General features: G+C 34.1%; 17 protein-coding genes. 5 read left to right on the top strand and 12 right to left on the bottom strand.

The genetic code is table 11. The features are described 5' to 3' along the window. Position 1: 1 nt before the first annotated feature. From E7Z81_RS07200 to hemB, 4 genes are all read right to left on the bottom strand, one after another. Entirely contained in the window at positions 2–616 is a 615-nt protein-coding gene (locus tag E7Z81_RS07200) for a GNAT family N-acetyltransferase (protein ID WP_292745812.1), read from the bottom strand. A 4-nt stretch (positions 617–620) separates the two neighbouring features. Further along, a complete protein-coding gene (locus tag E7Z81_RS07195) occupies positions 621–1,229 on the bottom strand; it encodes a TetR/AcrR family transcriptional regulator (RefSeq protein ID WP_292745811.1) in 609 nt (202 codons plus the stop codon). A 94-nt stretch (positions 1,230–1,323) separates the two neighbouring features. Then, positions 1,324–2,202 carry a triphosphoribosyl-dephospho-CoA synthase gene (locus tag E7Z81_RS07190; protein WP_292745809.1) on the bottom strand — a complete coding sequence of 293 codons (879 nt, stop codon included), beginning with the start codon at positions 2,200–2,202 and terminating at the stop codon, positions 1,324–1,326. Then, positions 2,199–3,203 carry a porphobilinogen synthase gene (gene hemB / locus E7Z81_RS07185; protein WP_292745807.1) on the bottom strand — a complete coding sequence of 335 codons (1,005 nt, stop codon included), beginning with the start codon at positions 3,201–3,203 and terminating at the stop codon, positions 2,199–2,201. Before hemB ends, E7Z81_RS07190 begins: the two co-directional genes overlap by 4 nt. A 181-nt stretch (positions 3,204–3,384) precedes the next feature. Here hemB and aroC point away from each other — a divergent pair, with 181 nt between their 5' ends. Beyond that, the gene (aroC, locus tag E7Z81_RS07180) at positions 3,385–4,485 is read left to right on the top strand and encodes a chorismate synthase (RefSeq protein ID WP_292745805.1); all 1,101 of its coding nucleotides are present in this window, start codon (positions 3,385–3,387) and stop codon (positions 4,483–4,485) included. Here aroC and E7Z81_RS07175 read toward each other — a convergent pair. Continuing rightward, on the bottom strand, positions 4,482–5,405 hold the full coding sequence (locus tag E7Z81_RS07175) for an MBL fold metallo-hydrolase (protein ID WP_292745803.1): 924 nt from the start codon (positions 5,403–5,405) through the stop codon (positions 4,482–4,484). The two genes, aroC and E7Z81_RS07175, sit on opposite strands and share 4 nt — an antisense overlap. Before the next feature lie 11 nt (positions 5,406–5,416). Next, a complete protein-coding gene (locus E7Z81_RS07170; protein WP_292745801.1) occupies positions 5,417–6,337 on the bottom strand; it encodes a DUF2121 domain-containing protein in 921 nt (306 codons plus the stop codon). Between the two features lie 332 nt (positions 6,338–6,669). Between E7Z81_RS07170 and acs the strand changes: the two genes are divergently transcribed. Genes acs through E7Z81_RS07155 form a run of 3 tightly spaced genes read left to right on the top strand, consistent with a single transcriptional unit; the run spans position 6,670 to position 9,807 of the window. Continuing rightward, positions 6,670–8,766: an acetate--CoA ligase alpha subunit gene (gene acs, locus E7Z81_RS07165; protein WP_292745799.1), complete on the top strand. Its 2,097-nt coding sequence runs from the start codon at positions 6,670–6,672 to the stop codon at positions 8,764–8,766. A gap of 58 nt (positions 8,767–8,824) precedes the next feature. Further along, on the top strand, positions 8,825–9,184 hold the full coding sequence (locus E7Z81_RS07160) for a hypothetical protein (RefSeq protein WP_292745797.1): 360 nt from the start codon (positions 8,825–8,827) through the stop codon (positions 9,182–9,184). Then, positions 9,181–9,807 (top strand): DUF447 domain-containing protein, encoded by a 627-nt coding sequence (locus E7Z81_RS07155; protein ID WP_292745795.1) that lies wholly within the window; start codon positions 9,181–9,183, stop codon positions 9,805–9,807. Before E7Z81_RS07160 ends, E7Z81_RS07155 begins: the two co-directional genes overlap by 4 nt. 20 nt (positions 9,808–9,827) lie before the next feature. Here the strand turns inward: E7Z81_RS07155 and E7Z81_RS07150 are convergent, their stop codons facing one another. The 5 genes from E7Z81_RS07150 to E7Z81_RS07130 form a co-directional block, all read right to left on the bottom strand. Then, positions 9,828–10,799, bottom strand: a complete 972-nt coding sequence (locus E7Z81_RS07150; RefSeq protein ID WP_292745794.1) for an ABC transporter substrate-binding protein — start codon at positions 10,797–10,799, stop codon at positions 9,828–9,830. Positions 10,800–10,953: 154 nt separating this feature from the next. Beyond that, positions 10,954–12,354 (bottom strand): hypothetical protein, encoded by a 1,401-nt coding sequence (locus tag E7Z81_RS07145; protein WP_292745791.1) that lies wholly within the window; start codon positions 12,352–12,354, stop codon positions 10,954–10,956. A gap of 8 nt (positions 12,355–12,362) precedes the next feature. Next, the gene (locus E7Z81_RS07140; protein ID WP_292745789.1) at positions 12,363–13,142 is read right to left on the bottom strand and encodes a class II glutamine amidotransferase; all 780 of its coding nucleotides are present in this window, start codon (positions 13,140–13,142) and stop codon (positions 12,363–12,365) included. Between the two features lie 190 nt (positions 13,143–13,332). Next, the gene (locus E7Z81_RS07135) at positions 13,333–13,752 is read right to left on the bottom strand and encodes a hypothetical protein (RefSeq protein ID WP_292745787.1); all 420 of its coding nucleotides are present in this window, start codon (positions 13,750–13,752) and stop codon (positions 13,333–13,335) included. 108 nt (positions 13,753–13,860) lie between these two features. Beyond that, entirely contained in the window at positions 13,861–14,817 is a 957-nt protein-coding gene (locus E7Z81_RS07130) for an ABC transporter substrate-binding protein (protein WP_292745785.1), read from the bottom strand. Positions 14,818–14,870: 53 nt separating this feature from the next. On the opposite strand from E7Z81_RS07130, the gene E7Z81_RS07125 reads away from it, so the two are divergent. Then, positions 14,871–15,485 carry a class I SAM-dependent methyltransferase gene (locus tag E7Z81_RS07125; RefSeq protein ID WP_292745783.1) on the top strand — a complete coding sequence of 205 codons (615 nt, stop codon included), beginning with the start codon at positions 14,871–14,873 and terminating at the stop codon, positions 15,483–15,485. Positions 15,486–15,488: 3 nt separating this feature from the next. Here the strand turns inward: E7Z81_RS07125 and E7Z81_RS07120 are convergent, their stop codons facing one another. Further along, a complete protein-coding gene (locus E7Z81_RS07120; RefSeq protein WP_292745782.1) occupies positions 15,489–15,689 on the bottom strand; it encodes a MoaD/ThiS family protein in 201 nt (66 codons plus the stop codon). Between the last annotated feature and the right edge of the window lie 8 nt (positions 15,690–15,697).

Here is a 15,697-nt window from a genome sequence, read left to right as displayed (position 1 = left end):
TTTATAACTCCTTTAATTGTGAATCCAAAATTAATTTTTCCTTGAATTCAAATTGTTTATCAAATTCATCCACATCGCTTTGATTGACATCAAATACGTCAGGATTATGAAATGTTCCATTTTTATTTTTTAATTTGGTTTTATCAAATACGATAACCATGAAAAAAGGGCATTCATCCTGTCTATCAGTTCCGTCTAAAAATATATCAAATTTTGAAGCGCTTTCAAAACCGAATCTGTGATAATAATTTTCATCACCAATTACAAAAACAAAGGGAATTCCCTCATTTTTTGCCAAATCAAGCGTATGTCTAATCAGTTTTGAACCCAAACCCATATTTTGATAATCTTCATGTATTGAAACAGGGCCTAAAACAACTGCGTCAATTTTTACATCACCATAATCAATGTATCCCACAGAATAGCTAATATGGCCAACAATTTTATCATCATCTTCAATGACATATGCCAAATCCCTGATGAAAGATTTGTCATTCCTTAAGCAATGCACAATGTAGTGTTCATAAGCTCCCGGCCGATAAATATTCCAGAATGAGTTTCTAACCAGCACTTCCACTTCAGAGTAATCATTTTCGTTTTCAAGTCTTATTTCCATTAAATTATCTCCTTACAGATTCATATATCAATTTGATATGTCTTTCTGATTTTTCACATAGCTCATCTACGAATTTCCCGTCATCTTCAGGGTAATTGATGACATAATGTTCATATAACAGGGAAAGTCCGTATTTGTAAAATGATTCTGCCAGTTGTCTTGAGTCCACATCATCACGAATCAGTTTTTTATATTTCATCAAATCAAACAGATTTATCCATCCTGTGATTGCATCTTCCAGAATGCTATTTTTGAGAAATTCCCTTATTTTTTCATTGTGATAAGATTCAATGAATATTATTCTAGTGATTTTGGACATTTTTTCATCACGCAGCTGTGAGGAAAATGCTTCCAGTCCGGCACGGTAGAAATAATCAAAGCTTATATCAAGATTCTCACTAGCCTGGTCAATTGGAATATCTTCGGAAATCATCTGTTCGATATAATACTTTAAAATTGAATCCATGATTGATTCCTTGCTTTTGTAATGATTATAGATTGAACTTTCCTTTATTCCAACTTCACGAGCAATCTGGCGAATGGAAACTCCATCATAACCATATTGTGAAAACAAATCAATTGAAACATTGAAAATTTTTTCTTTATTATTCATGATATCAAAACTAACAGTTGTTAGTTAATGTTATTTAAAAAAAGATATATAAAACTAACGACTGTTAGTTTAAAAGTTAAAAAAATATATGAAGTTATTCAAAATTGGATTTCAAATAACTTACAAAAATTGATGCTGCTGTTAAATCAGCTGTGGTTCCAGGATTATACTTGTTTTTAAATAAATAATCATCGAATTCACTCACTCTGTCCATAAAGTCTGATGAATCTTTCATTTTAAGCAAATCCCCAGTCATCAAGGATATTTTTAGCGCTTCCTCATCACCGTATTTTCTTGAAATTAAAGTATCAGGAACATGAGAAAGTATTGTTAAAAATGTTAAAAGACAAGCCTCGTTTTTAGTTTTTTCAGCTCTTAACTCATGATATGTAGGATAACCTATTTCAAAAACGGCAGGCATGTCAGAAGTCATTTCACGTGCAAGCATATCCCAAGGAGCAGAAATTTTCAAAACATCATACATGGTCTGGTTATTGTCCCTGAGCTCCTGTTTTGCATTATCGCTTGCAACATCATATTCATCCTGATCGCCCATTCCTCCGGCATCAGCAATGTTGATTGCATCATACAAATCACACGCATCGTCAACAGAAGTGTTTCCCATCAAAAGTTTAATGTTTCCTCGAATATCATCAAAGGAATCACTAATGGAAGCTGCTACTGCAATAGGAGTGGTCATCATTACAATTCCAAGATTTGTATTGTTCTTAATCCATCTGTCGGTTTCAGCCACTGCCTGCAGAATGTATTTTCCAAGTTCTGGATTTTCCACATCAACGTCAGTGCAGGCTTCACGGATTGTATCCCCTATTACGATTCCACTTATGATAAAATCTTCAAATTCCATATCATCATAATCACGGGTCCTGTGAACGTTTCCCGGTTTTGGATATCCGCTAACTTCAAGTGCAGATGCAATTTGTGCTATTTTTGCTATTTCTGAAGCGTTCATTCTATCAACTCATTCAAAAGTAAGTACGGTGCGAAATTAGTAATAATTAAATCTGCTCCTGCCCTTTTTATGGAAAGGAGTGATTCTAAAATTGCGCGTTCTGTTAAAAATCCCTTTTCAATGGCAGCCATAAGCATAGCGTATTCACCGCTTACGTTATATGCAACCAAAGGCAGCATGAACTCATCACGAACCATTCGAACAACATCCAAATATGGAAGTGCCGGTTTTACCATTAAAAAGTCACATCCTTCAATTACATCAAGCTCACATTCACGGATTGCCTCAACGGCATTTGCCGGATCCATCTGATAGGATTTCCTGTCACCGGCATGAGGTGAAGAACATGCAGCTACCCTGAAAGGTTCATAAAATGCAGATGCATATTTTGCAGAATAAGACATTATCATCACATTAGTGTAGCCGTTTTCATCAAGACATTGACGGATTGCACCAACTCTACCATCCATCATGTCAGAAGGTGCAACAATATCAGCACCTGCTTCTGCATGGGATAAAGCAACTTTAGCAATGTAAGGCAGGCTTTCATCGTTCAATATTTCAATTCCATCATCAGTATCATCATTTTCCACTATCATTCCGCAATGACCATGAGAAGTGTATTGGCACAAACATACATCAGTGATTACAACAAGATTAGTCTCTTTTTTAAGCCTTCTGACTGCTTTTTGAACAATGCCTGTAGCTGAATAATCAGGAGTAGCTATTTCATCTTTTGTATCCTCTTTAGGAATTCCGAATACAATAATTGATTTCAATCCTTTCTGTTCAAGTTTCTTTGCAAACTCAACACCTGCATCCAGTGAGTATCTAAATTCCCCAGGAAGTGATGAAATTTCCTCTTTTTCATTTCCCTGAAGCTCTTCTTTAAAGTAAATAGGATAAATTAAATCGTCTTTTTCTAACTTGGTTTCACGAACTATATTTCTTATTTTAGCATTTTTTCTTAATCTTCTCATTCTTGTAGTTGGAAATTGCATTTTTATCACTTAGTTAATAGTTTATTTTGAAAATATTTAAAATTGACAGTATGGATTTCAAGATACAAATCACATTGAAAGAGGAATTGACCACCAAAAATGCAAAAATATTTGTCAAAATTTAAACATTTAAAAACATTAAAAAACAAATACTACACTAATTGCTAAAAAGAGGCTCAATATGTCAAATTCAATTGGAGAAAAATTTAAAATAACAAGTTTTGGAGCAAGCCACGGAGTTGCTGTTGGAGCCATCGTTGATGGATGTCCTGCAAACCTGGAATTAACCGCTGAAGATATTCAAAAGGAACTGGATAAAAGAAAACCTGGAACAAGCAGTGTAACCACACCCAGAAAAGAAGCTGATGAAGTGCAGATTTTGTCCGGAATATTTGAAGGTAAAACTGACGGAACTCCAATTACCGGAGTTATTTTCAACAAAAATCAGCACTCCAAAGATTATTCCATGTTTAAAAACACACCACGCCCTTCACATGGAGACTATGGCTGGATGATGAGATACGGCAACTATGACTATAACGGAGGGGGCAGAGGAAGCGGACGAGTAACCATCGGCCACGTAATCGGTGGAGCAATAGCTAAAAAACTTCTAATGACACAAAATATCGAAATCATTTCCCATGTTGTCCAAATTGGTGACGTTAAAGCAGAGCCTCAAGACTTCAAAACCATTAAGCAAAACATTGAGAAAACTCCTGTGCGCTGTGCAGATTTGGATGCGGCTGAAAAAATGGAAGAGCTAATATTGGCTAAAAAACATGAAGGAGATTCCGTTGGAGGAATTGTTGAAACCATTGCAGTTAATGTTCCGGCAGGTATCGGAGAACCTGTTTTTTCCAGGCTTGACGGAGATTTAGCCAGAATATTAATGAACATCGGTGCAGTAAAAGGAGTTGAAATCGGACTCGGATTTGATGTTGCAAACCACACCGGCTCTGAAATCAATGATGAATACCAGATTAGAGACAATGAAATTACTACAAAAACAAACAACTCCGGAGGAATTATTGGTGGAATGAGCAATGGAATGCCAATTGTTTCTAAAATAGCAATAAAACCAACACCGTCAATTTCAAAATGTCAGGATTCCGTTAATTTAGAAAAACAGGAAAATGAAAAAATAGAAATTAAAGGACGCCATGATCCCTGCATCTGTCCTAGAGTGACAGTGGTAGCTGAATCAAGCACCGCAATTGTTCTTGCAGACCATATGATTCGCTCAGGATTCATTCATCCTACTAATTTGAAAAAACAAATCTAATCTTTTTTCATGAATGAAACTTCATCAAACTCATTGTGCTTAAAAGCCAACTGATATGAATTTTTTCTTTCGTTGTTGAATAAAGTGTGGGAAGTACTGTGGTTTGATGATTCTACATCCTTAAGTGATATCAATCTGAATCTTTTAGGATTATTATAATTCACATTAAATGATAATCCGTCATATGCCGCTACAGTTTTTACTCCGGTTTGTTTGGAAACCTTTTTAGCTTCAGTAACAGGATTGCTGGATATCATTTTTAAACCCAAATGAGTCATGACAGCAACTTTTGGTTCAACTTCATTTATCAAATCAATGAAATTGCGAGTACACATGTGTCCGTTGATTGTTCTGTTTCCAGGACGCAGCACACTGGCTATCAGTATATCCGCACCTTCGTGCTCCTTTGCCAGCCCGTCAAAATAACCGGTATCAGAAGTATATGAAATCTTAAATCCCTTATAGTCAATCTGAAAACCTGAACCTGTAGGATCACCATGCTTTGTTCTGGTACCCTTTACGGTAATATTATCAACAGGCTTGAATTTGTCCGGCTCCAGAACAACCTTGTCTGATTGGGATTGGTGATACTTGGAAATGCAAGGACCCCATTTATCATAACCATTCAAAACACTGTCGCTACCAAAGACTGTACCAAATCGTCGGGTCATGCCTTTTGTCATGGCTTCAATGAGAATCTCCGCATCGTTATAATGGTCAGTATGTGCATGAGATACAAAAACACCACTTAAATTACGAGGATCAAATCCGAATTGATAAGTTCTTACAAGCGCACCTGGGCCAGGGTCAACATGATAATTCTTTCCGCCCAGATTATCAATCCTGAATCCTCCGGTCATTCTTCGCTGGGAAATGGCGGAAAACCTTCCACCACCACTACCAAAAAATGTTATTTTCATTTAAATCCCCATCACAAAGAACAAAGAATTATATCGCATTTAAGAGATGATTTATCTTTTTTAAGGCATAAATTTTCATTTTCAATTATGACTTTATCTCCTATTTTGACATTGCTGCTTTCAGTAAACATTAAAACATTCTGGCCAGGTCCTGCTAATTGTTTCCAATTCCCATCCATGGCCTGAGTATTTTTGTTCAATTGAACATATAACATATTTCCATCAATGGAAACAACTTTACCGACTTCACCTTCATTAATTATCTTATTTGCCATGTCAATAGCAATACTTTGTTGGACTAATTGTTCAGTCAAATCTTGTCTAAATTTAATTAACACTTTGATATCATGGTCAATTGTTATATTAAGATGTTTTTGAGCTTCTGAAGCATTGAATTTAGGTTGCTGAATTAAAGTATCAAAATGAGAACCTACAGTTGGTGTATTGGAAGAAACTTCTCTTAAAATATCTTCAAATACTTCTCCCATGTATTTTAAACTTTGAGAAGCCTTCCATCTCTTTTGAATAAGATTTTGAGCCATTTGTTTTGCATAATTATTTCCGAAAATAATTATTCCATTTTCACCGGCATTACGTGATTGTGTCTCAGAGCCTAACAACTCAACAATCTGATAACCGTTTGTAGTTCCATAAATCCTTCTGCGTTTTGTCTCGAAGGTGCCTTTTGTACTTACTTCTCCCCTAACACAATTACCGACTATCTTTAACTTGTTTGCATCATCAGTAATCTTAATGGAAATGCCTAACTCGCTTGCACGTTTTTGAAACTCTTCATCACCTTTAATATTACCTGAATATAAATCTTTTTCTAATTCATCTAATCTTGCTTTATCACCGAAATATCCTATTTTTCTTTTATCTCCAGTCATCACACATCCTTTTTTTCCAATGTATGCAATAATTAAGCTCATAATATCCCTTTAATAAGATATTTTAAATTTTTTAAAATATCCCTAATTTATTATTTATATATATTTATATTCATCATGTAATAAATAGTTTAAGCGAAAAAATTCTTTTTAAGTTAATTCTAAAAATCACATTTAAAAAAATAGTAAATACATTTTTCTAAATTATCAAAAAAAGAATAAATAATGATTAAAATCATATAATAAGAAGTTAACACTATAATTTTCAATATATTTAAATATGAATATAACTCTATATTATATTATAAGAATTCTTAATTATTTATCATTATAAATGTTGATGATAAATAAAAAAAATTTTAGGAGAATAACTTATGATAGACCTCAATAAGATGTTTAAACCAGAATCCGTGGCAGTCATTGGTGCTTCCAATACTCCTGGAAAAGTTGGATACATCATTGTAGATAACCTCATCAATGATGGCTTTGAAGGAGCAATCTATCCAGTAAACCCAAAAGGCGGAGAAATTCTTGGTAAAAAAGCATACGCAAACATAAAAGATATACCTGAAAAAGTAGACTTGGCTATAATTACCATCCCTGTTGCATTTGTAAACCCAACCGTTAAAGAATGTGGTGAAGCAGGTGTTGAAAACATGGTAGTTATTACCGCAGGTTTTAAAGAAGTGGGAGAAGAAGGTGCTAAATTAGAAGCAGAATTAACAGCACTTGGTGAAGAATACGGTATAAACATTATTGGACCAAACAGTTTAGGTATTACTGACTCACACACCCCATTAAACGGATCATTTTCACAAATGATGCCACCAACCGGAAACATGGCATTCATTTCACAAAGTGGAGCTATGATGGTAGCTATCATCGACTGGAGTGTAACTTCTGGAATAGGATTCAGTAAAGTAATCAGTTTAGGAAACAAAGCAGGAGTAACTGAAATCGAACTTCTACAATACCTGGCAGAAGACGATGAAACCAAGGTAATCATCTGTTACTTAGAATCTATTTCAGATGATGATGACTTCGTTAGAACCATGAGAGAAACCGCACACAAAAAACCTATCATTGTACTTAAATCAGGTTCAAGTTCAGCTGGAGCTGCAGCAGCATCCTCACACACAGGAGCTCTTGCAGGAAGTGATTTGGCATTTGATACCGCATTTAGACAATCAGGAATTATGCGTGTAGAAACCATGGCAGAACTATTCGATTTAGGTCTCGCATTCTCCAAAGCACCACTTCCAAAAGGAGATAATGTAGCTATTATTACCAATGCAGGTGGTGGAGGAGTACTCACCGTTGATGCAATGGAAAAAGCAGGACTGCAATTAGTACAGTTCGATGAAGAAACCACTGCAAGATTAAAAGAATGTGTTACCGAAGAAGGTAGTGCTAAAAACCCAATTGATGTATTAGGTGACGCACCGGTAAGCAGATACAAAGAATCATTAGAAATAGTATTAAGTCAAGATGAAGTTGACAGTTTAATCGTTATGGTTTGTCCAACCGCATCCGCAGATCCTGATGGAATTGCAAATGCGATTTTAGAAGAAAGAAAAGAATTCAACAAACCAATTATCGTTGTTAACATGGGAGGACCATCCTTTGAAGCTGCAAACGATGCTTTAAGAGAAAATGGAGTACCTACCTATGTATTCCCAGAAACAGCAGTAACTGCACTTGAAGCAATGACAAGATATGCAAGATTAGAAGACAGGGAATATGACGATGTCGTTGAAAAAATCGATGATGTTGACAAAGATGCAGTTAAAGCAATATTCGACAAAGTTAAAGCTGACGGCAGAGACACATTACTTGGTAGTGAAGCTTATGCAGTAGCTGAAGCTTATGGAATTTCCGCTGCACCAATTAAATTATCAACCAGTGCAGACGAAGCAGCTGCTTTAGCAGAAGAAATGGAATTCCCAGTTGTACTTAAGATTGCATCAGATAAAATTTTACACAAATCAGACATCGGCGGTGTAAAAGTAGGAATCAGCAGTGCTGAAGAAGCAAAAGCAACATACGATGAAATTATCGCAAACGCTAAAGCTGCACACCCTGACATTGTACCTGATGGTGTAGAAGTGCAAAAAATGATGGATTCCGGTGAAGAAGTTATTGTAGGTATGATCCGTGACAAACAGTTCGGTCCTATGATTGCATTCGGCATGGGTGGAATCTATGTAAACCTTATTGAAGATGTTTCATTCAACCTTGCAAAAGGAATGAGTTCACAGGAAATCGATGAACAAATCGCTTCAACCAAAGTATCCAAACTGCTTGAAGGATACAGAGGAGAAGCTCCTTGTGATGTTGAAGAAGTTAAAGAAGCTATCAAAAGAGTAGCTAGATTGACTTTAGACTTCCCAGAAATATCCGAGTTAGACATAAACCCAATCTTCGTATACGAAGAAGGTTCATCAGCACTCGACATTAAAATCAAATTATAATTTCTCTTTTGAGAAATTACTCTTTTTTTCTTTTTAAAACCATCAGAAGGTGATTTCTATGGATGGTGAAATTGATTTAGAAACATATACTATTTCAATTATTAGATTAAATACTGCTTTTAAAAAATTGGAAGATAATGAACCCATCAATGAAATTAAAGAGATGTTTAATGAAAGTTACAATGACTTAAACGGATTATATAAGGAAATTGTTGAAGATTTGAATCAGGATGAGGTTAACATTAACGAATATTATCTGTTTTTTTCAAATGGAAAACAAATATTTCCACAATATATTGAGCATCTCGGAAAAATTGATGAAACTGAACTTGAATCAGAAATAACTTCCCTAATAAGAGTATTTAGTAACTTAAACAAAATAGCTGAACCGTTTTCAACCAGTGAGATGCTAAAATGAGTCATGATTTAACACAGTTAGGAATTGAAAAAGATTTGCAATATGAATGTATTACAACCACATTAAGTAAAGACGGAATTAAAAATGCAGGTGCCTTTGCATTCAAGTATCTTGGTGACAATAAGGTTTTCTGCCACATCTTTGAAGGATCAAAAACATTGAAAAACATACTTGAGACTAATGAATATGTAGTTAACATTACACAAAATCCATTAGTTTTCACATATGCTACACTAGATTGCTTAGACGATGAATATTATACTGATAATACCAACATAGCTATCATTAAAAACACCCCCGCTTACATTATTGTGGATGTTGAAAATGTCGAGATTAAAACTCCTGAAGATTTCCCAATCAAAGGTGACAATAACATTTACTTTATTACCGGAAATATCCGAGAAGTTGTCGTTAATGATAAAAATGTACATGCATTTAACAGAGGACTGTCTGCACTCATAGAATCCCTTGTTAACTTTTCAAGATACAAAATTGTTGGTGAAAATCAAAGAAAAGTATACATGGACAAATTAATTGAAAATCAAAGGGTCATCGACAAAGTTTCAGACGAAAAAACCAAAAAAGCTATCGCCGATTTAAAAGAAGAATACGAAAAAAATTAAAAAAAAGCATAGTTTTTTAACTATGCTTCCCAGTAGAGTTTATCTTGAGGTATTGTACTGTTTAAAAGTCCAATATCTACTTCAAGTTGTTGGAATGCATCAACATCTGATTTGAAAGATTTATCAATACCTGAGATGAATGGGAAACTTTCTAAAGAGAGAGCTTCAACATCATTATCAGATACGATATCATGAGGTAAAAGTTTTACAACAACATCAGATGTACCATTTTCAACATTGCTGTTAATGAAGTCAGTAGCTTCTTTGTGAATAGCTACTATTTCTTTAGCTTTGTCTTCATGGTTTTTGATAAAGTCATCGGATGCAACAACTACACAACATGGGTGATTTGGTAAAATTTCGTCAGAACCAGCTAAAAGATGGTTGCTGGAATCATTAGTAGCAATACTTACATAAGGTTGGAAAGTAACAATACCATCAATCTGATTGGTTTTTAAAGCATCGTTCATTGAAGGAACTTTCATTGCTGAAACGTTTAAATCATCCATGGTCATGTTATTTTCTTTTAAGTAGTAGGTAAGTAATGCATATTGAATAGTAGCTTCACCAGGAGTTGCAATGGATTTACCTTTTAAATCTGCAGCTGAGTTGATTCCAGAGTCTTCAGTTACAACAATTCCACTACCTTCAGTTTGAGCGGATGAAACAACTTTAACTGGAACTCCTTTTGCAATAGAAGATAAAACCGGAGTAATTCCAACATATCCAACATCGACATCACCACTAGCCATAGCAGTCATCAAGTCTCCACCGTTGTTGAACTGAACAAGTTCAACAGTAATGTTTTTATCTTTATACATACCTTTTGCATCTGCAACAAATAAAGCTGCATCGTGGTCAGAAGGTAAGTAACCTATTTTTACAGTGTCGTCGCCTCCGCCTAAAAAGTCGAAGAGCCCTGCACTAGCTGAACCCATTACAAGGAATGCAGCAAGTGCTAACACTAAAACAAATGTAATTTTTTTATTCATTCATAAACCACCGTTAATTAATTAACTTAATTTACAATATTTAATATGTAATTTATATATATAATACATTACTTTTAAATTAAGTTAACAATTGTTATATGAATCCCCTGAATGTATATTATAATTTTAAAGATATATAAACATTTTGTAAAAACTACACGACCATATTCAAATTACCATAATCCTTGATAATTTTTTCCAAACTAATGCCATTGTCAATCAATTTTCTAATTTCATTGGCGGGATTAGCATGTTTTTTAATACGTGCATATAACGGATCTAAAAATATTTCTTCACCAATTCCTCTTTCCTGAAGACCTGCTGAAGCCAGATCCACAATCTTTTTAGATAATTTGCATAAATCATTCTTATTTAAGAATGTTGGAATCTCATCATGAATTAGAAGTTTGCGAAGTTCTGTTGCAGTATAACCCTTATGGTACAATACATCATCTGAATTTATTATTTCTTCCAGTTCATCGAGGCTGTCTTTAAGTCCTAAATGAAATGCAGCTACACACATTGAATCTTTTATAGGCTGTGTACAGACACTTCTAAATTCAACAGTACCTCTGAAAGTCAAATTGATAAATTTAAATGGCCTCAAATATTTTATGTCACTTAACATTGGCTTGACATCTATTTCACGGTATTGGCCTTTACAATAAATTTCTCCACGAACATAATCCTTCTGGAAATATTCAAGCAGATTCATTGACGGGAAATTAATGTATGCACCATCCCTCATTACACAGTACATGTTTAAAGATTCAAGATATGACTGAAGTTCTGAAATATCCTTAAAATCAACATCATACATTCCAATATTATGCGGATTAACACCATGGGCGGAATACTCCCACAATACATCCCTAAAACAAGTTAAATCATTATCTTCACCAATTAATACAGAGTTGGAAAATAACAATGCTTTAATTGGTTCCAATTTGGAAAAAACATTGATTGTTTGGATTAAATCATCCTTGCGAACATCTAACTGCACCTGAGATGCAGATGAAAACATTCCATATTCTGGATAGTTATGAAAACGCATTGGGAGATTTTGATAATTCTTAAATGATTTTAAATGATGATAAAGCATCAGATACCTTTCTGAAGGAATAGGTTGGTTAACATTATATTGTCTGTATGGATTAATTCCCATTCCTGTTAAAGTATGATTATACTCCTCAAAAGATTCTTTAACAAAAGAGTAATAATCACAAAAACGGTCATTGATTGTGAAGAGATCCTTTTCTTTACCCATTGCAAATTCTATATTATTGTATGAGCAATCATAGCAGAGTATATCATCTGTCTTATGATTTTTTAGAGAAAAGATATTTCCATCATAATCAACACCATCGCTTTTAAAATCAGAATACTGATTTTTGAACTTTTCTGTAATTTTGTGAACAATATTGAAATCCACGGCATGTTTGTCCAAATTAACAATTGGAATTTCAATTTCTATACCTATAAAATTCTTTTCTTGATTTGTTGGCTGTATGAATTCTGAGTATAATCTATTTCGAATAATTTCTTTATCAATCATTAAATCACCTAATTGATAGCTTTTAAAAATTCTTCCATAGCTTTTTCATGTTCTTCAGTGAATATAAATTCATTGTCATGTTCTTCGCTTTCAAAAACGATGTTTCCGTCAATCAGTCCAAATAATTTATTCAGCTCGACCTGTTTCCAGTTTTCATCATCATCCAATGGAGTTGTAGCAACAAGAAATTCATCTTCGTTTTTTAAGTAATATAATGACTCTTTCATGTTTGAATGAATATATGTTAGCTCTCCATCGTAAATCATTAGATTAAGCTTATTGTTTTTAGATAGATTGGATACAATTTTTAAAAGTATGTCAAAACGTTCTTTAATTGTTGAAGGAGCGTTTTTATCTTTTTCAAATTGATTAACATTATCGATTATATATAATAGTATTCGCTCAGAATCAGTGTCGCCATTTTCTTTTTCTTTGTATTTATCTAATTCGGGAAAGTCAAAAATGGTTCCGTTATGAATTAACATCCAAGATCGATTGTTATCATCTGCTTCAACGAAAGGGTGGCAATTGGGAGATATTATTTCACCAACCGTTGCTAACCTGATATGGGCGAATACATTTTTGCCAACAACAGGATTGGATAATATATCTTTTAAGTGCTGACTGCATGCTGCTTTTATAGGCTCTTTATCTATAACAAATTCATCGGATTGCATTGTAGCCAATCCCCATCCATGCGGATGATTATCTGAGTGATTATAAAAACATTCAAGGCACTGATTTAATTGTTTTGGCTTATTTGAATTAAAACAAAAAATTTCACACATATATTATCCTCCCATCATTGTTTATCACAATTGTTATATTGCAATAACGATTGTTATATATTTTATCATATTTAAATATTATTGAAAATCAAATAAAAAAATGCTTGTCTGATAATTATTTCATTCATTTATAAAATCAGGGCACAATCACAAAGCAGAATTTTAAAAAAATAGAAAAAGAAAATAAAGACTATTTGTCAATATTTTCAGGAGTTAAGTTGTTTTTCTTGTTGAATTCTTCCAGATATTTTACACACTCACTTATTTTGGAAGCATCAGTGTCTTTATATTTGCATTTGACAATCTGATGAGTTTTTCCAATTTTAACAAGCTCCATTGCTCCGACTTCATCATGAAATGAGTCTGTGTACTGACCAATGTTGTCTTTAACAGTGACATTATTGAAGTGGTCACCTTCAAAAGGAGAACTACTTATGTCTTTGTCATACTCTTCGAGGGTAATTGAAAAGTCATCCTTATCCATTGACTCGGCAATACCATCATCAAAGCCGCTTGGAGGCTTAAAGTCATCGATGTCAACTGCTGAGGCAATGCCTATTGAGAAAATCACAAGCACTGCGCAAATGCAAATAATTTTTGAAAGTTTCATATTGGATATTTTGGAAATCCGAACATAAATAGGTAATCATAAACTAAAAATAAGGGAGATTCGAAAATCAAATAATTATCGGACACTCCCAAAAAAAAGTAAAGGTAGTTATTTACTACCTTCCCAGTATAATTTGTCGTCAGAAATAGGTTTCTTTAAAATACCCAATTCAACTTCCAGATTCATGAAATCCTTAACATCTTTTTTAAAGCTTTCATTTAATCCTGAAATGAATGGGAAACTTTCCAAGGAATCCTCTTCAATATCCTTATTGGAAATAATATCTGCAGGCAACAGACCGACAACATCATCAGTATCATCATCAGCAATCTTGTCATTGATGAATTTGGTTGCATTTGCATGAATCTCTAAAAGTTTTACAGTTTCATCCGGATGACGGCCTAAATAGTCATCAGATGCCACCACAACACAGCATGGATGATTTGGCAGAATTTCACCTGATTTCACCAACACTTCATTTCCATTATCTACAGCAGTAGTAACATAAGGTTCAAATGTAATTATACCATCGATTTTATTTGTTTTCAAAGCGTCATTCATGGAAGGAACTTTCATAGGAGCTACTTTCAAATCACTTAATGACATTCCGTTCTGTTTCAAATAATATTGAAGCAGCATGTGCTGGATTGAAGCCTCCCCAGGAGTAGCTATCTTTTTACCGGACAAGTCGGAAGCAGAATGAATTCCTGAACTTGGAGAAACAACAATACCTGATCCTTCAGTTTGAGCTGCGGAAATAATTTTAACCGGAACTCCCTTTTCGATAGAAGATAAAACAGGAGTAATACCTACATATCCAACTTCAACATCCCCACTTGCCATTGCAGTCATCAGGTCTCCACCGTTATTGAACTGAACTAGCTTAGTGTGAATACCGTGGTTGGCATATTCACCCTGTGCATGAGCCACAAACAATGCGGAATCATGATCTGAAGGCAAATATCCAATAGTAACTATGTTATCATCACTATGGGAGGTAACATATGCCCCTCCAATAATAATAGCAATGATTACCAAAATAATTGCGATAATTTTATTATCCATTTAATCACCTAAATAATAATTAGATTATGAAAATTATTAAAGGTTATGAAAAAATGGTAGCTGAAAAAATTACCCAATGCATGAAACCTCACGGCGAAGAAGGATATCAGACAATTGAAAACATGAATGAAAATCACAAAGAAATATCTGATTTTGCATTTGAATGCGTTAATGTGGGAGAAAATGACAAGATACTTGATATCGGCTGCGGAGGTGGAGTAAACATAGAAAAATTCCTCAAATTAACATCCGGAAATGTTGACGGACTTGATTATTCTGGAGTATCTGTTAATGCTTCAATCAGACAGAATCAGAATGCTGTTGAAAGCGGAAGGTGCAATGTCATCCAGGCAGATGTCAGTGATATGCCAATTGATGATGAAAGCTATGATTTGGTTAGTGCGTTTGAAACCATATATTTCTGGCCGGATATCGCAAATACATTTAAGGAAGTTTCAAGAATCATCAAACCGCAGGGACAATTCATGATTGCTCAGGGAACTGACGGAAACCATCCTGACGATGAACTATGGCTGTCCACAGTTGAAGGAATGAGCGTTTACACCGCAGATGAACTGGAAAAATATTTACTTAATGCAGGATTTAAAAGTGTAAAAAGCTTTAAAAAAGAAAATGATTATATATTAATAGTTATTGCAAAAAAATAACTATTAACCACCATAAATTATCTGAATTAACTGAATATCATCACCATCTTCAATTGGGCTTTCTTCTATGGCAAGTTCACCATTTTGTTTTGCAACAACAGTTTGAGCAGACAAACCTAATTCTGCCAACACATCTTTAATTGTTAATGTTTCTTTAAATTCTCTTGTTTCATCAATATCTTTAAATTTTAAGTTATATTTCATATTTTCAC

The sequence above is a fragment of the Methanobrevibacter sp. genome (assembly GCF_015062935.1).
In the GTDB taxonomy this organism is placed as follows: Archaea; Methanobacteriota; Methanobacteria; order Methanobacteriales; family Methanobacteriaceae; genus Methanocatella.
The sequence above is the reverse complement of the archived record's forward strand: the minus strand, read 5'-3'. Positions and strand labels throughout refer to the sequence as shown.

Excerpts from the sequence above, each read along its gene's own strand:
- E7Z81_RS07200 (WP_292745812.1), bottom strand. The coding sequence starts at position 616 with ATGGAAATAAGACTTGAAAACGAAAATGATTACTCTGAAGTGGAAGTG.
- E7Z81_RS07195 (WP_292745811.1), bottom strand. The coding sequence starts at position 1,229 with ATGAATAATAAAGAAAAAATTTTCAATGTTTCAATTGATTTGTTTTCA.
- E7Z81_RS07190 (WP_292745809.1), bottom strand. The coding sequence starts at position 2,202 with ATGAACGCTTCAGAAATAGCAAAAATAGCACAAATTGCATCTGCACTT.
- hemB (WP_292745807.1), bottom strand. The coding sequence starts at position 3,203 with ATGCAATTTCCAACTACAAGAATGAGAAGATTAAGAAAAAATGCTAAA.
- aroC (WP_292745805.1), top strand. The coding sequence starts at position 3,385 with ATGTCAAATTCAATTGGAGAAAAATTTAAAATAACAAGTTTTGGAGCA.
- E7Z81_RS07175 (WP_292745803.1), bottom strand. The coding sequence starts at position 5,405 with ATGAAAATAACATTTTTTGGTAGTGGTGGTGGAAGGTTTTCCGCCATT.
- E7Z81_RS07170 (WP_292745801.1), bottom strand. The coding sequence starts at position 6,337 with ATGAGCTTAATTATTGCATACATTGGAAAAAAAGGATGTGTGATGACT.
- acs (WP_292745799.1), top strand. The coding sequence starts at position 6,670 with ATGATAGACCTCAATAAGATGTTTAAACCAGAATCCGTGGCAGTCATT.
- E7Z81_RS07160 (WP_292745797.1), top strand. The coding sequence starts at position 8,825 with ATGGATGGTGAAATTGATTTAGAAACATATACTATTTCAATTATTAGA.
- E7Z81_RS07155 (WP_292745795.1), top strand. The coding sequence starts at position 9,181 with ATGAGTCATGATTTAACACAGTTAGGAATTGAAAAAGATTTGCAATAT.
- E7Z81_RS07150 (WP_292745794.1), bottom strand. The coding sequence starts at position 10,799 with ATGAATAAAAAAATTACATTTGTTTTAGTGTTAGCACTTGCTGCATTC.
- E7Z81_RS07145 (WP_292745791.1), bottom strand. The coding sequence starts at position 12,354 with ATGATTGATAAAGAAATTATTCGAAATAGATTATACTCAGAATTCATA.
- E7Z81_RS07140 (WP_292745789.1), bottom strand. The coding sequence starts at position 13,142 with ATGTGTGAAATTTTTTGTTTTAATTCAAATAAGCCAAAACAATTAAAT.
- E7Z81_RS07135 (WP_292745787.1), bottom strand. The coding sequence starts at position 13,752 with ATGAAACTTTCAAAAATTATTTGCATTTGCGCAGTGCTTGTGATTTTC.
- E7Z81_RS07130 (WP_292745785.1), bottom strand. The coding sequence starts at position 14,817 with ATGGATAATAAAATTATCGCAATTATTTTGGTAATCATTGCTATTATT.
- E7Z81_RS07125 (WP_292745783.1), top strand. The coding sequence starts at position 14,871 with ATGGTAGCTGAAAAAATTACCCAATGCATGAAACCTCACGGCGAAGAA.
- E7Z81_RS07120 (WP_292745782.1), bottom strand. The coding sequence starts at position 15,689 with ATGAAATATAACTTAAAATTTAAAGATATTGATGAAACAAGAGAATTT.